Annotated in this window: 8 protein-coding genes and 1 pseudogene; 3 read left to right on the top strand and 6 right to left on the bottom strand. The window is 64.9% G+C overall.

Translation table 11 applies throughout. The features are described 5' to 3' along the window. Positions 1-7: 7 nt before the first annotated feature. The 5 genes from VQ044_RS15905 to VQ044_RS15885 all read right to left on the bottom strand — a co-directional run bounded on the left by VQ044_RS15905 (position 8) and on the right by VQ044_RS15885 (position 8,122). The gene (locus VQ044_RS15905; RefSeq protein WP_327648020.1) at positions 8-1,663 is read right to left on the bottom strand and encodes a thiamine pyrophosphate-binding protein; all 1,656 of its coding nucleotides are present in this window, start codon (positions 1,661-1,663) and stop codon (positions 8-10) included. Next, entirely contained in the window at positions 1,660-3,381 is a 1,722-nt protein-coding gene (leuA, locus tag VQ044_RS15900) for a 2-isopropylmalate synthase (protein WP_327648019.1), read from the bottom strand. Before leuA ends, VQ044_RS15905 begins: the two co-directional genes overlap by 4 nt. 346 nt (positions 3,382-3,727) lie before the next feature. Then, complete coding sequence (locus VQ044_RS15895; protein WP_327648018.1) at positions 3,728-4,810, bottom strand: sensor histidine kinase; 1,083 nt, start codon at positions 4,808-4,810, stop codon at positions 3,728-3,730. A 194-nt stretch (positions 4,811-5,004) separates the two neighbouring features. Then, complete coding sequence (locus tag VQ044_RS15890) at positions 5,005-5,928, bottom strand: cation diffusion facilitator family transporter (RefSeq protein ID WP_327648016.1); 924 nt, start codon at positions 5,926-5,928, stop codon at positions 5,005-5,007. A gap of 4 nt (positions 5,929-5,932) precedes the next feature. Further along, positions 5,933-8,122 (bottom strand): anthranilate synthase, encoded by a 2,190-nt coding sequence (locus VQ044_RS15885; RefSeq protein WP_327648015.1) that lies wholly within the window; start codon positions 8,120-8,122, stop codon positions 5,933-5,935. A gap of 304 nt (positions 8,123-8,426) precedes the next feature. On the opposite strand from VQ044_RS15885, the gene VQ044_RS15880 reads away from it, so the two are divergent. Then, positions 8,427-10,046: a GMC family oxidoreductase gene (locus VQ044_RS15880; RefSeq protein WP_327648013.1), complete on the top strand. Its 1,620-nt coding sequence runs from the start codon at positions 8,427-8,429 to the stop codon at positions 10,044-10,046. Between the two features lie 611 nt (positions 10,047-10,657). Here the strand turns inward: VQ044_RS15880 and putA are convergent. Beyond that, positions 10,658-13,753, bottom strand: coding sequence for a bifunctional proline dehydrogenase/L-glutamate gamma-semialdehyde dehydrogenase PutA (gene putA, locus VQ044_RS15875; RefSeq protein WP_327648012.1), 3,096 nt, complete (start codon positions 13,751-13,753; stop codon positions 10,658-10,660). Positions 13,754-13,873: 120 nt separating this feature from the next. Here putA and VQ044_RS15870 point away from each other — a divergent pair, with 120 nt between their 5' ends. Next, positions 13,874-14,335, top strand: a complete 462-nt coding sequence (locus VQ044_RS15870; RefSeq protein ID WP_327625910.1) for an Lrp/AsnC ligand binding domain-containing protein — start codon at positions 13,874-13,876, stop codon at positions 14,333-14,335. 137 nt (positions 14,336-14,472) lie between these two features. After that, positions 14,473-15,114 (top strand): annotated as a pseudogene (locus tag VQ044_RS15865) (glycine betaine ABC transporter substrate-binding protein); the annotation flags it as partial. Positions 15,115-15,204 lie beyond the last annotated feature (90 nt).

The following is a 15,204-nucleotide window of genomic DNA, read 5'->3' as shown; positions in this document are numbered from 1 at the left end:
CCCCTGCTTATACGGCGGCGAACGGCAGCCGAGCCGTCGTCGAGATGCGGTCCGGGTCGATTCTCAGATGGACCAGCGCCGGACGATCGGCCTGCAGCGCGGCCCTCATCGCCTCGGCGAAATCCTCCGTCCGCGCGACGCTGAGGCCGAGGCCTCCGAGGCTCCGAGCCAAGGAAGCGAAATCGGGATTGACCAGCGCTGTCGCCGACTGACGGCCGGGATACGACTTTTCCTGATGCATCCGGATGGTGCCGTATTGCGCGTTGTCGAACACGATGACAACGATGTTCGCCCCCGCCTGCACGGCGGTCGAAAATTCCTGGCCGGTCATCTGGAAGCAGCCGTCACCGGCGAAGCAGACCACCGCCCGTTCGGGATAGCGCAGTTTCGCGGCGACCGCCGCCGGCAGGCCATAGCCCATCGATCCGGAGGTGGGAGCGACCTGCGTGGTCCGCTCCGAGAAGCGATGGTAGCGGTGCAGCCAGCCGGCGTAGTTGCCGGCCCCGTTGGTCATGATCGCGTCACGCGGCAGCGTCGCGCGGAGTTCGGCCATCACCGCGAACGGATCGACGAAGTCGGAATTCGGCTTGGATTCGGGCGTGGGAGTCGACCAGCGGAGGTAATCCCGGTGGGCCGCCTCCGCCTGTCCGGCCCAGGCGACGGTGGCCGGTGCCTGCAATTGCATCGCCTTGCGCGCAAAGGACGCCGGGTCGGCATGAATGCCGAGCGCCGGCGTATAGAGCCGGCCGATTCCTGCCGCCTCGGGCAGGATATGGACGAGGCGCTGCTTGGGAACCGGAACCTGGAAAAGTGTGTATCCCTGGCTCGGCATCTCACCGAGCCGCGCGCCGACGGCAATAACGAGATCGGCCTCGGCGATGCGGGCCTTCAGTGCGGGGTTCGGGCCGATGCCGAGATCGCCGGCATAGTTCGGGTGGTCATTGGGAAACAGGCCCTGGCGGCGGAATGAGCAGGCGACAGGCAGATGCCAGTGTTCGGCGAAGGCAGTGATGTCGGCGATTGCGCCATCCGTCCATCGAGGTCCGCCCAGGATCAGCATCGGACGGGAGGCGGCGCCGAGAAGCGTCCACAGTTCCTCCATGTCCTCGGCTTGCGGCAGCACCGGCTCGATGCCGACGCGCGCCGGAATATCGGCCTCGGCAGCGCCCGACAATGTATCCTCCGGCAGCGCGACGACGACCGGGCCCGGCGCGCCATCCATGGCGATCCGGTAGGCTTCAGCGACGAGGCCTGGAAGTTCCGCAGGCGTTTTCGCCTCGAACACGGCCTTGGCCATATCGCCGAACAGACGATCGTAATTGACCTCCTGGAAAGCGCCGCGGCCCCGGAATTTCGTCGGCACTTGGCCGACGAAGAGGATCATCGGCGTCAGGTCATGGGCGGCGACATGGATGCCGGAGGCGGCGTTGGTCGCCCCCGGACCGCGCGTGACGAAGCAGATGCCGGGCCGGCCGGTGAGCTTTCCATCGGCCTCGGCCATCATCGCCGCGCCGCCCTCCTGGCGGCAGACGATCGTCTCGATGGCGTTGTCATAAAGCGCGTCGAGCACCGGGAGATAGCTCTCTCCCGGTACGCAGAAGACCCGGGTCGCGCCCTGCTCGGCGAGCGCGGCGACGAGCAGTTCGCCTCCGGCAGCCCTCACTTGGCGACCAACCGGTTGGCGGCGGCAACGATGGCTTCGAGCGAGGCCGTCACGATGTTCTTGTTGATGCCGGCGCCGAACAGCCGGCCGCCGTCATGTTCGACTTCCATGTAGCAGATGGCGCGCGCGTCGGAGCCCGCGCCGAGCGAGTGTTCGGAATAGTCGAACACCGAGAATTCGATGCCGAGATGGCGGCACAGCGCGTCGACGAAGCCGTCGATCGGTCCGGTGCCGAGGCCCTCGATTTTCGTCTCGACGCCGTCGTCGACGATGGTCGCCTCCAAGATACGCTCGCCCTTCACGTCCGGGTTCGACCGGGTGAAGTGATCGACGAATTTGATGCGGGCTCCGGGCTGCTCGACGTAGCGCTCGATGAAGCAGTCGTAGATGCGCTTAACCGGGAGTTCGCGGCCCTCCTCGTCCGTGATCGCCTGGATGTCCTCGCGGAACTCGACCTGGAGGTTGCGTGGCAGGTTCAGCCCGTAATCCGCCTGCAGCACATAGGCGATGCCGCCCTTGCCCGACTGCGAGTTGATTCGGATGATCGCCTCGTAGGAACGGCCGACGTCTTTCGGGTCGACCGGCAGATAGGGAACTTCCCAAAGCTCCTTGTTGGCGGTGCGGCGCGCCTTCATGCCCTTGTTGATCGCATCCTGATGCGAGCCGGAGAACGCCGTGTAGACGAGCTCGCCGACATAGGGGTGCCGTTCGCCGATCGCGAGCTGGTTGCAGTATTCGTAGACATCCTTGATGTGGTTGATGTCGGTGATGTCGAGGCCGGGATCGACGCCTTGGGTGAACATGTTCAGCGCCAGCGTGACGAGGTCGACATTGCCGGTGCGCTCGCCATTGCCGAACAGCGTGCCCTCCACCCGGTCGGCACCGGCCATCAGGCCGAGTTCGGTCGCCGCGACGGCGGTGCCGCGATCGTTGTGGGGATGCAGCGAGACGATGATACTGTCGCGGTTGTCGAGGTTGCGGCACATCCATTCGATCTGGTCGGCATGGATGTTCGGCGTCGACATTTCCACAGTCGCGGGCAGGTTGAGGATCAGCCTGTTGTCAGGCGTCGGCCGAATGATCTCGGCGACGGCGTTGCAGATCTCGACCGCGAAATCGAGTTCGGTGCCGGTGAAGCTTTCGGGCGAATATTCGAACCGATAGTCGCCGCCCGCCTTGGCCGCCATGTCGGCGACCATCTTTGCCGCGTCGGTGGCGATTTCCCTGATGCCGGCGCGGTCCTTCTGGAAGACGACGCGGCGCTGCAATTCGCTGGTCGAGTTGTAGAAATGGACGATCGGCCGACGCGCGCCCTCGAGTGACTCGAAAGTCCGCGAAATCAGCTCCGGTCGGCATTGCACCAGCACCTGCAACGACACGTCGTCGGGGGCGCCACCCTCTTCGATGCACCAGCGCGCGAAGTCGAAATCGGTCTGCGAGGCCGACGGAAAGCCGATTTCGATCTCCTTGAAGTTCATTGCCTTCAGGAGCGCGAAGAACCGGGCCTTGCGGTCGTGGCCCATCGGGTCGACCAGCGCCTGGTTGCCGTCGCGAAGATCGACCGAGCACCAGATAGGCGGCGTCGTAATGGTTTTGCTCGGCCAGGTCCGGTCGGGCAGATCGATCTGACCATAGGGCTGATACTTTACCGAAGCCAAGGGCATCGTGCGGGATGGCTCGGCCTTAGCGGCGGGACGGACTGCGGACGTGACGGACATGGCTGTTGCACCTTGATCGCTCGGGCGGATGCCGGGGGCGGCGCTGGCAACGCGCGCGCATCTGATCGGGTCATCCGAAATTGAAACCGGATTGTAAAGCGAAAGGGGCAGAGCGGGGAGGCCCTCAGGCCTCTGGCGCGCCGGCTCGACCGCCGGACGCCCCTTGGATCAACGGGTCCGACGGCCGCGGCTAAGTAGACCGAGGAGAAGGCCCGGACGCGCCAGGGCAGACGGCCGCCGAGGGGCCGCAAATGTCCACATGCTGGATGGCGTCACGATCATGCGTGCCAGATTATTGCGAACGCGGTCGATTGCAAGCCGAAATTTGCGATAGCCCGCCGAACGCTCAGTCCGCCAACTCGTCGCGCATCGAAAAACGCAGCGTCGAGACCGCGCCACCTGCGTTGGATATTTCGAATACGCCGCCGATCTGCTCGGTGAGCGATGCCACGATGCGCATGCCGAGATTGCGCGAGGAGGACACTGAAAAGCCCTCGGGCCAACCGGGCCCATCATCGGATACTGTTAGACGAAGCGGTGTTTCCCGGGATTCCGAGTCGCCCGGGTCGCGGCTGAGTTCGACGACGATCCGCCCCGCCCGACCGTCGGCGCAGCCATGCTCGATTGAATTCGAAATCAGCTCGGTGGCGATCAGGCCAAGCGGGACGGCGAGCTCCGCCGAGACTTCCACCGCCTCCGCGTCGACCTCGTAGCGGATGTTCGCCACGCCGGACGCCTCCAGAAGGTCCGGGCCGAGTTGGGTCAGATACGGCCCCAAATCGAGGCTCTGCCGGCCAGGATCGTGGAGTTCCCGTTGGATCTTCGAGATCAAGGATATTCGGGCCGACGCCTGTTGCAGGACCGCGGACGCCTCCGTGCTCGTGGTTCCCCGCGACTGGGCGTTCAGCAATGACGACACCACGGCGAGATTGTTCGAGACCCGGTGTTGCAATTCGCGGAACAACAGATCGCGTTCGCCGGCATGGCGGGCGGCCGATTCCTTCTCGATTTCAAGACGGTCGAGCGCAAGTTGCATCCAGTGAATCAGCAAAATGTCGACCGCGACGATGAAGACGTAAAACGATAGCGCCAAGGTCGAGCCGCCGGTCAGGGCGAAGGAGTCGAAGGGTGGAATGAAGAAGTACCAAGCGAACAATCCCGCAAGGAATGCGACGGCCACGCCTGGAACGACGCCGGCGAAGAAGGAGGTGATGATGACCGCGGGAAAGAAGGTCAGATAGGGAAAACCGACCGGCAACCGGTCATCGAGAAGATAGCGAACCGCGAAGGACAGTGCGAGCAATGCGGCGGCGAACAGCCAACGCATGACCGGCTGACCCCGCAGCGAGGTTTTCGACAGAAGCGCCTGTACGCCCCGCAGATTGACCAAGGGGGAATTCATCGGTCGTTCGGCGAAACCCTCCACCATCAATAATCGGTCCTCGCTGTTCGGGGTGAGCTAACCACCCGATCGAATCGGACGGTTGGATATCGCAACGGATGCTGTCGCAAACGATAAGTATGGCGGATCAAGGGCGCGTGCCAACTCCAGGGTCGGATTGCCGCCGGGCGTTGCCAAGGCAACACGGCAAGCAAGCGACAGCCGCTGGAAGGCGCGATGGCCTACAGAACCGGGACGCCCGTCTGTTTCGCCTCGCCTTCCGGCTCGACATGGATCGACACGCGAGCGCCGGCGAAGGCCTCCTGCAGCGCGTCCTCGATCCGGTCGCAAATGTCGTGGGCGACGCCGACCGTCATCGCCTCGGGCACTACCATGTGGAACTCGATGAACATCGCCCTGCCCGCGAGCCGGGTCTTCAGATCGTGGACCTCGATGGCCCCCTCGGCATGGGCCGAGATCAGGTCGCGAACGCTGGCTTCCTCGACCGGGTCGATCGCCTGATCCATCAGGCCGGAGAGCGAGCTGGTCACGACCTTGAAGCCTTCGCGCAGAATGTTCAGCGCTACGAATGCCGCCATCAGCGGATCGAGGATCGTCCAGCCGGTCACCGTCGCCAAAAGCAGGCCGCCAAGAACACCGACCGAGGTGACGACATCCGCCATGATGTGCTGGCCATCGGCCGCAAGTGCCGGCGAGCGACGGTCGCGCCCGCGGCGAATGAGAAAAACCGCCCAGCCGGCGTTGATGACGGTCGCTACGGCATTGATGGCGATGCCGGCAAGCGGCTCGTCGAGCGAGCGCGGCACCAGATAGGCCGCCCAGGCCTCGCGCAGGATCAAGAGCGCCGCGACGACGATCAAGACGCCTTCGACGACGGCGGAAAAATACTCCGCCTTGGTATGTCCGAAAGGGTGATCGCTGTCAGCCGGCTTGTAGCTCAGCGTCACCGCCCAAAGCGCGATGAGCCCGGCAACGACGTTGACGATCGATTCGAGCGCGTCGGAAAACAGCGCTACCGAGCCGGTCACGTGATAGGCGGCGTATTTGATCGCCAGGACGATCACCCCGATCGCGACGCTCGCCATCGCGATGCGCTTGACCAGAGGCGCGGCCGCCTCGCTCGTTTCCGATACCACCGACGTCATCGGATCACGCCGCCTTCTCGCGGGCCCGGCGGGGCAGATGCGCGACGATGTTCTCGATCATGCGCATGCCCGCCTCGCCGCCGAGGCTCATGATGCTTTCGGGATGGAACTGCACCGCCGCGACCGGCTCGGTTCGGTGCTCGAAGGCCATGACGATGCCATCGTCGGTCTCCGCCGTCACCTCGAACTCCTTCGGCAGGCGAACGGGATCGGCGAAGATCGAGTGATAGCGGCCGACGGTGACCTCGCCGGGCAGGCCGGAGAAGATGATGCCGGGCGTCGTCACGCGGATGCGCGACGGCTTGCCGTGGACCGGCACATGCATCGTACGCAACGTGCCGCCATAGGCCTCGGCCAGCGCCTGCAGCCCGAGGCAGACGCCGAAGATCGCCGCGCCCCGCGCGCGCGCAGCGGCGATGGTGCCCTTGCAGTCGAAGTCGGACGGATTGCCTGGCCCCGGCGACAGCACCACGAGATCGGGATCGACGCGGTCGAAGATCTCGGCCGGAACCGGCGTGCGGACGGTCGTGACCGTCGCGCCGGTCTGGCGGAAATAATTGGCCAGGGTGTGGACGAAGGAGTCCTCGTGATCGACCAGGAGGATGCGCAGCCCCTCCCCGACCCGCGCCGCATCCCGCTCGGCGCCGGCAGCGTTGGACGCGCCCGCCTCGCGGATCGCGCCGATCAGCGCCGAGGCTTTCAGCTCGGTCTCGGCCTCTTCTTCCTCGGGATTGGAATCATACAGCAGCGTCGCGCCGGCCCGCACTTCGGCGATACCGTCCTTCAGCCGGATCGTGCGCAACGTCAGGCCGGTGTTCATGTCGCCGTTGAAATGCACCATGCCGACGGCACCTCCATACCAGGCGCGCGGGCTCTTCTCGTTGTTCTCGATAAAGCGCATGGCCCACAGCTTTGGCGCACCGGTCACGGTGACAGCCCAAGCATGGGACAGGAACGCGTCGAAAGCATCCATGCCATCGCGCAACCGGCCCTCGATGTGGTCGACAGTATGGATGAGCCGCGAATACATTTCGATCTGCCGCCGGCCGATAACCCGCACAGAGCCCGGATCGCAGACCCGGCTCTTGTCGTTGCGGTCGACGTCGGAACACATGGTCAGTTCCGACTCGTCCTTCTTTGAATTGAGCAGCTTCAGGATCTGCTCGGAATCGGAAATGGCGTCCTCGCCGCGCTTGATGGTGCCGGAAATCGGGCAGGTTTCGACCCGCCGACCATTGACGCGCACGAACATCTCCGGCGAGGCGCCGATCAGGAATTCATTCTCGCCGAGATTGATGAGAAACGAATAGGGCGAGGGATTCACCGCCTTCAGCCGCCGCGAGATTTCCGATGGCTTGTGCTCGGCGCGCTCGTAGAACACCTGGCCAGGAACCACCTCGAAGAGGTCACCGCGCATGAACTTCGCCTTGGCGGCGCGCACCAGCTCAGCATATTCGCCGGGCTTGTGATCGCCGCGCGGCGGGATGCGCTCGGAGGACGCAAAGGGCGCATCCAGGCCGCCGCCCGCAAGCCCTTCGGTCGAGACGCCATCCTTGGCGAATTCGTACCGGGTCAGGAAGGCCGAGGCGGAGTAGTGATCGACCTCGAGCAGTTCGTCCGGGAGATAGAGTAGCAGATCGCGGCGGTCCGAATCGCGCTCTAGCACTTCCTCGACAGGGTCGAACTGATAGGCGAGGTCATAGCCAAAAGCGCCGTAAAGGCCGAGATCGCGATCTTCCTCCGCCCGAAACAACGAGACAATCGCGCGCAGCACCGAAAAGACGCTGGGCATGCGCGAGCGTTCCTCCTCGGTGACCGCCGCGACCGGCTCGTTGATGACGAGGTCGAGCGCCTTGGGTGCGCGAGCGCGCGAGGCGATGTCGTCATGACCGGCCAGCGCATCCGCGATGAAACCGAGCAGCACCTCGCCGCGCGGATTGAGAGCCGCGATCCGCATCGCCCGTCCGGTCGAAGAGACGACCAGCGGCGGATCGACGAAAGCCACGTCCTGGCGGGTGTAGCGGCCCGGATACTCGTAATTGGAAAACAGGACGGCGCCGCGGCGGGTGTCCAAACGATCGAAATAGGGCTCGATCGCGCCGTCATAGGCGACGGCGCGCCGGCTGCGCGTGATCGTCACTCCGCCAGCCGTCAGGTAGCGCTCGCGGCCGTCGTCGGTCTGTTCGGTCACCATGAACTCTCTCCGGATCTCAAGCCCGGACCCCCGGCGACATAGCAAAAAAGGCCGCCGGATGATCCGAGGCGGCCTTTGGGTTTGATCACAAGCGTGACGGTCCGGCCGCTGTCAGCGCGCCCACCACCAATTCATCGAAAGGATCGTCATCATCATGCGCAACCGATAACCGAGCCGGGCAGCGAGAGCAAGACACTCCTCAAGGTGGGCAACGCGGCGCCCGCACCGGGTCCGCGTAGCGGAAGCGCTCACATTACCATCGAGGGCATTCCATACCGAAGTGCATTCGGCTAGATGAGCCGCCATGGAAGAGTTCGATTACATCGTCGCCGGCGCCGGCTCGGCAGGTTGTGTCCTCGCGAACCGGCTGTCCGCCGATCCGAAAAACCGCGTGTTGCTGCTGGAAGGCGGCGGCAAGGACAACTGGATCTGGTTTCACATTCCGGTCGGCTATCTCTTCGCCATCGGCAATCCGCGCGCCGACTGGATGTTCAAGACCACCAGCCAGGCGGGGCTGAACGGCCGGGCTCTGAACTATCCGCGTGGCAAGACGCTGGGCGGATCGTCGGCGATCAACGCGATGATCTACATGCGCGGCCAGGCAGCGGATTACGACCACTGGCGCCAGCTCGGCCTCGCCGGCTGGGGATGGGACGACGTTCTGGAGGCGTTCAAGGCGGTCGAGGATCATGTCGACGGGCCGGACGACTTTCACGGGACCGGAGGCGAATGGCGTGTCGAGCATCCGCGCATCCGTTGGGACGTTCTCGACCGGGTGCGCGACGCGGCCGAGGCGGCGGGCGTCGCCAAGATCGATGACTTCAACACCGGCGACAACGAAGGCTCGGCCTATTTCCAGGTCAACCAGAAGGGCGGGCGGCGTTGGAGCGCGGCGCGCGGTTTTCTGAAACCTGCGCTCGGTCGGCCGAACCTCAAGGTGGTCACCGGCGTCATGGTCGACCGGGTGCGCTTTCGTGAGGGACGCGCCGTGTCGATCGACTACCGCAAGGATGGCAAGGGCTTCGAGGCGCTGGCGGCGCGCGAGATCGTGCTGTCGGCCGGCGCCGTCGGCTCGCCGGCGATCCTGGAGCGCTCCGGCGTCGGCGACGCCGACCGGCTGAAAGACCACGGCATTGCGCCCGTCCATCACCTGCCGGGGGTCGGCGAGAATTTGCAGGACCATCTGCAGATCCGCCCCATCTACAAGGTCGACGGAATCAAGACGCTGAACAGCGAATACAAGAACCTGTTCCGTCGGGCGATGATGGGCGTCGATTACGCGCTCAGGCGGCGGGGACCGCTGACCATGGCGCCGAGCCAGGTCGGCGCCTTCGTCAAATCTTCACCGGATCAGGCGACAGCCAATCTGGAGTTCCATTTCCAGCCGCTGTCGCTCGACGATTGGGGCGCGGGGCTGCATTCCTTCTCCGCCTTCACGGCGAGCGTCTGCAATCTCAGGCCGACCAGCCGCGGCAGCATCCATCTGACCGGCGCGCGGCCGGAGGATGCGCCGGACATCGCGCCGAACTACCTGTCCACCGACGAGGACCGGCAAGTCGCCGTCGACAGCCTGAAATGGGCCCGGCGGATCGTGGAGCAGTCGCCCCTCGCGCCCTACCGTCCGGAAGAATATAAGCCCGGCGCGCATGTGACATCCGACGCGGACATGCTGGTCGCCGCCGGCGATCTCGGTACCACGATCTTCCACCCGGTCGGGACGGCCAAGATGGGAATCGAAAGCGATCCGATGGCGGTGCTCGACGAGCGGCTGCGCGTGCGCGGTATCAGAGGCCTGCGCGTCGCCGACGCTTCGGTGATGCCGTCGATCACTTCGGGCAACACCAATTCGCCAACGATCATGATTGCAGAAAAGGCCGCGAGGATGATGTTGGACGACGCGCGGGCTGATACCAACCTGCGGTGATAGGGACTCATTCGGTGGCGCTGGAAAGGGCTGGTCCGGCCAGGAGCAGCGCGCGGTTCGATGCGGCGCATCGGGCAAGCGGTGCGACGCCGTCCGGCAAGCCCGTTCAGCCCACCGAAGGCCGTGCGCTCGCCGCGCCTGGCTTCGTCGCGAGCCTCGCCCGATGCGCCGCATCGCGCGTCGTCCCGCTCCTTGCCANGCGGTGCGACGCCGTCCGGCAAGCCCGTTCAGCCCACCGAAGGCCGTGCGCTCGCCGCGCCTGGCTTCGTCGCGAGCCTCGCCCGATGCGCCGCATCGCGCGTCGTCCCGCTCCTTGCCAGGCATTGGCGCCAAGGTGCGGGGAATGGCCGGTCGAATGGGTTCCTATCGCCGCAGGTTGGTATTTGAGAGCGGAGAAGCAACACGAAAGAGCCCGGAAGACAAGTGCTCCGGGCTCTTCGTTGAAAATGGTCGGCTAGTGGCATCGGGAGGAGGAATGCCGCCAATCGACCCATGCGCGGTGACAGTGAAAGCCCGTTCGCTTGGGAGGAGGTCGGCGGGCTTTCCGATCGTCCATTGCCGCAACATCATGACTGTACATCAAGTCGCGACAATAGACTGTCACCCGTTTGCTACGATTCCATGGCAATCAGGCTGGCATTGCCGCCGGCCGCCGCAGTATTCACCGACGTCACTTGTTCGCGGGCGAATCGCGCCACGTAATTCGGCCCGCCCGCCTTCGGCCCGGTGCCGGACAGGCCCGAGCCGCCGAACGGCTGGGAGCCGACGATCGCCCCGATGATGTTGCGATTGACGTAGATGTTACCGACAGTCAGCCGCTCGGCGATCGTCTTCACCGTTTCGTCGATCCGGCTATGGACGCCGAGCGTCAGACCGAAGCCAGTCCGCTCGATCGAATCGCAAACCTTGTCGAGCTCGCCGGCCTTCCACCGCACCACATGCAGGATCGGGCCGAACACCTCGCGGTCGAGCGCCTTGGGCCTATCCAGTTCGACGATATGCGGCGCGAACCAGTGACCCTCGGCCGGCAGATCGTCGCGGAGGCGGCCCGCGAATCGGACCGTCTGCGACCGCTCCACGCGCTCGATGTGAGCGGTCAACATGGCGTGTTGTTCGGCATCGATCACCGGGCCAATGTCGGTCGACAGGTCTTGCGGGTCGCCGACGACCAGTTCCGCCGCGGCGCCGGCGATCATCTCGATCATGCGGTCGGCGACATCCTCCTGGACATAGAGGACGCGCAAGGCCGAACAGCGCTGGCCGGCCGACCGGAACGCTGACATCACGACGTCGTCGGCCACCTGTTCCGGCAGCGCCGTCGCGTCGACCACAAGGCCATTGATCCCACCGGTTTCGGCGATCAACGGGGCGATCGGCGCGTTGCGAGCGGCCATGGCCCGATTGATCGCGAAGGCGGTCTCGGTCGAACCGGTGAAGGCGACGACCGCCGTGGCGTCATGGGAAACCAAAGCGGCGCCCGCCTCCCCGTCGCCCGGCGCGAGGAAGAGACCGTTCGCCGGAAATCCGGCCTCGTGCAGGAGGCCGACCGCCAGCGAGGCGACCAGCGGCGTCTGCTCGGCCGGCTTGGCGATGACGACGTTGCCGGCGGCCAGCGCCGCCGCGACCTGGCCGGTGAAGATCGCCAGCGGGAAATTCCACGGCGAAATGCAGACGGCGACGCCGCGCGAGCGATAGCGAAGGCGGTTTTCCTCGCCAGTCGGGCCGGGCAGCAAAGTGGGCTCGGCGAACAGCCGTTCGGCTTCGGCGGCATAGAAACGAAGGAAATCCACCGCCTCGCGAATTTCGGCGATGCCGTCGTCGACCGTCTTTCCGGCCTCACGGGCCAGAAGCGCCATGAACACGCCCTGCCGCTCCTCCATCAGATCGGCGGCCTTGCGCAGCCAGGCGGCGCGGCTTGCGGCCGGCACCGCCTCGGCCGTCCGCACATGGCGCGCCGCCTCGGTGATAAGGGCCTTCGCGCCGCTCGCGCTCAGATGATGGCTGCGCCCGACGAGCGCTCCATCGACGGGAGAGCGGATGTCGACCGGCCCTTTGGCGTCGGCGCCCTTGAAGCCGCAGGTGGCCGCGATCGGTTCGCGCCCGGTTTGTTCGTGCGCGTCGAGGAAACGGTCGAGCGTACGCCGGTCGCCGAACTCGATACCGGCGGAGTTCTTGCGCGGCGCGAAAATCTCCGATGGCAAGCCAATTTTCGGATGGCGGGCGGGACCGTCTTTCAAGACGTCGCGCGGGCGCTCGATCAAGGAATCGATCGGCACGTCCTCGTCGCCGACCTGCGCGACGAAGGACGAATTGGCGCCGTTCTCCAGAAGACGACGCACCAGATAGGCGAGCAGGTCGCGGTAGCCCCCGACCGGCGCGTAGATGCGGCAGGGAATTGCGGACGCAGAGTCGCGGCGCATGGTTTCGTAGAGCGCTTCGCCCATGCCATGCAGGCGCTGGAACTCGAACCCGGAGACATCGGCGCCGGCCATTTCGACGATGGTCGCGACGGTCAGGGCGTTATGGGTCGCAAATTGCGGGTACAGTCGCTCGCGCCGATCGAGAAGCGCCTTGGCCGCGACCAGATAGGACAGATCCGTGGCTGGCTTGCGCGAATAGACGGGATAGCCGGCAAGGCCCTTTTCCTGGGCCTGCTTGATCTCCGTATCCCAGTACGCCCCTTTGACGAGCCGAACCATCATCTTGACGCCCGCCGCCTTGGCGAGCGCGTCGACATGCTCGATCACCGCGAGGGTCCGCTTCTGATAGGCTTGGATGGCGAGGCCGAAACCATTCCAGCCGTTAAAGTCGAAGTCCTTGACCACCGCGTCGATGACGTCGAGCGACAGTTCCAGCCGTGAGGCTTCCTCGGCGTCGATCGTGAGATTCAGGTCGTAGCTTTGCGCCTGACGCGCCAGTTCTTTGACGCGGGGCACCAGATCTTTCAGCAGGGTGTCGCGGTGGGTCGGCTGATACCGCGGATGCAGCGCCGAGAGCTTGACCGAAATTCCCGGGCGGTCGGGCAATGGCTTGTTGCCGGCCTTGCGGCCGATCGCCTCGATCGCGTCGGCATAGGAGCGGAAGTAGCGCTCCGCGTCGGCCTTGGTGCGCGCGCCCTCCCCCAGCATGTCGTAGGAATGGCGATAGCCCTTCTTCTCGAAGGCGCGGGCGCGATCGAGCGCATCGGCGATCGTCTCGCCCAGGACGAAATGGCGGCCGAGGAAGCGCATCGCCTGGCGCGTCGCGGTGCGAACCGCCGGCCCGCCGATGCGCTTGACGAGAGAGGAGATGACGCCTTGAGGCGTCTCGCCCGGCCGGATGATCCGCGCCGACACCCCGAGCGCCCAGGCCGAGGCGGCGGTCAGCATCCGGTCCTCGTCGCCGTCGTGATGGGCCCAGTCGCCGGCGCCGATCTTGTCCTCGATCAGCCGGTCCTGGGTCTTGGCGTCGGGCACCCTGAGCAGCGCTTCGGCCAGGATCATCAGCGCCAGCCCCTCGCGGCTCGACAAGCCGAACTCGCGCAGGAAATCCTCGACGCCGCCGATGCCGCCGGCCGCACCGCGAATCTCCTCGATGAGGTGGCGCGCCCGCCGATCGACCGCCTCTTCGTCGTGGGTCCAGCGCTCGGAGGCTGCGAACAGCGCAGCGACCGCCGCCGTATCGTCCGGCGCGAACGGAGCCGAAAAGGGTTCTGGCATGGCCGACATGGTTCACTCCGTGATCGATCGAAGACGACGCTATTTTACAGATCCAGCGGCCGTGTTTCTCGCCAAAAAGACCCCTGATTGCAGTGGAATGCTTCGCCAAAATGCCATACGCCTGCTCAGATGACCGAACTTGACCAAAAAGACCGGAAAATCCTCCGCGAGCTCCAACGCGACGGCCGTCTCACCACTCTCGAACTCGCCGAGCGGGTCCATCTGTCGCCGACAGCGACTGCCGAACGGGTGAAGCGCCTCACCCGCGACGGCTATATCCTCGGATATGCGGCGCGTCTTTCGCCGGAAAAGCTCGGCCGCGGCATGATCGTCTTCGTCGAGGTCAAGATGGACCGGACCAGCGACGCGGTTTTTTCCGAATTCAAGCGCGTCGCGGAAGCCACCCCGGACATCATGGAGTGCCACATGGTGGCCGGTGGCTTCGACTATCTCATCAAGGCGCGGGTGAAGGACATGACCGCATATCGGGCGTTTTTGTCCGACGCGCTGCTCGCCCTTCCCGGCGTGCGCGAAACCCATACCTACGCGGTCATGGAAGAGGTGAAGAACACCGCTTCGATCGCGTTCTGAGACCGCCGCCTGGGCCGTTACGGCACGTGAACGCTGCTTGCGCAGCCCCAGCCGATGCGCAATAGTCGGGCAGCTTCCATTCGATCCGCCGGACCGCGTTTTGCCCGCAGCGTCCGCATCCACTCAAGGAGACCTTGATGATCCAGATCCGCAATTTCGCGGCACTTGCCCTTGGCGCATCCCTGCTCAGCTTCCCGGCGTTCGCCCAGGACGCGGAGAGTTGTTCGACCGTACGCCTTTCCGACGTCGGCTGGACGGATATCACCTCCACGACGGCTGTCGCAAGCAACATCCTGTCGGGGCTCGGCTACAAACCCGACGTCAAGATCCTGTCCGTTCCGGTCACCTTCGCCTCGCTCTCCAACAATGACATCGACGTCTTCCTGGGCAACTGGATGCCGGCGCAGTTGGAGCCGATCAAGAAGTATCTCGACGACGGCTCGATCGTGCAGGTGAAGGCCAATCTGGAAGGGGCAAAATACACCCTCGCGGTGCCGAAATATCTCTACGACAAGGGCCTCAAGGACTTCGCCGATATCCAGAAGTTCAGGGATGAACTCGGCGGCAAGATCTACGGCATCGAGCCAGGCAATGATGGTAACAGCCTGGTCCTCGGCATGATCGAAAAGGACGAATTCGGGCTGAAGGGCTTCGACCTCGTCGCCTCGTCCGAGCAGGGCATGCTCAGCCAGGTCGCGCGCGCGACCAAGGCCGACAAGCCCATCGTGTTCCTCGGCTGGGCGCCACATCCGATGAACTCGAACTACGACATCGAATATCGGGAATGTCCCGGTCTCTGTTGAAACTCTGAAGTGGGCGGCGTTGCCCGCCTCGAGCCGTTAGGCTCGGGGTGCCGATTCCACTGAGGA

Origin of the sequence: Aurantimonas sp. C2-5-R2 (assembly GCF_036549495.1) — a bacterium.
GTDB lineage: Bacteria > Pseudomonadota > Alphaproteobacteria > Rhizobiales > Rhizobiaceae > Aurantimonas > Aurantimonas coralicida_A.
This window is presented reverse-complemented; position numbering and strand designations above follow the sequence as displayed.

What these genes read in the sequence shown, in the direction of transcription:
- leuA (WP_327648019.1), bottom strand. Translation starts at nt 3,381, where the DNA reads ATGTCCGTCACGTCCGCAGTCCGTCCCGCCGCTAAGGCCGAGCCATCC.
- VQ044_RS15895 (WP_327648018.1), bottom strand. Translation starts at nt 4,810, where the DNA reads ATGGTGGAGGGTTTCGCCGAACGACCGATGAATTCCCCCTTGGTCAAT.
- VQ044_RS15890 (WP_327648016.1), bottom strand. Translation starts at nt 5,928, where the DNA reads ATGACGTCGGTGGTATCGGAAACGAGCGAGGCGGCCGCGCCTCTGGTC.
- VQ044_RS15885 (WP_327648015.1), bottom strand. Translation starts at nt 8,122, where the DNA reads ATGGTGACCGAACAGACCGACGACGGCCGCGAGCGCTACCTGACGGCT.
- VQ044_RS15880 (WP_327648013.1), top strand. Translation starts at nt 8,427, where the DNA reads ATGGAAGAGTTCGATTACATCGTCGCCGGCGCCGGCTCGGCAGGTTGT.
- putA (WP_327648012.1), bottom strand. Translation starts at nt 13,753, where the DNA reads ATGTCGGCCATGCCAGAACCCTTTTCGGCTCCGTTCGCGCCGGACGAT.
- VQ044_RS15870 (WP_327625910.1), top strand. Translation starts at nt 13,874, where the DNA reads ATGACCGAACTTGACCAAAAAGACCGGAAAATCCTCCGCGAGCTCCAA.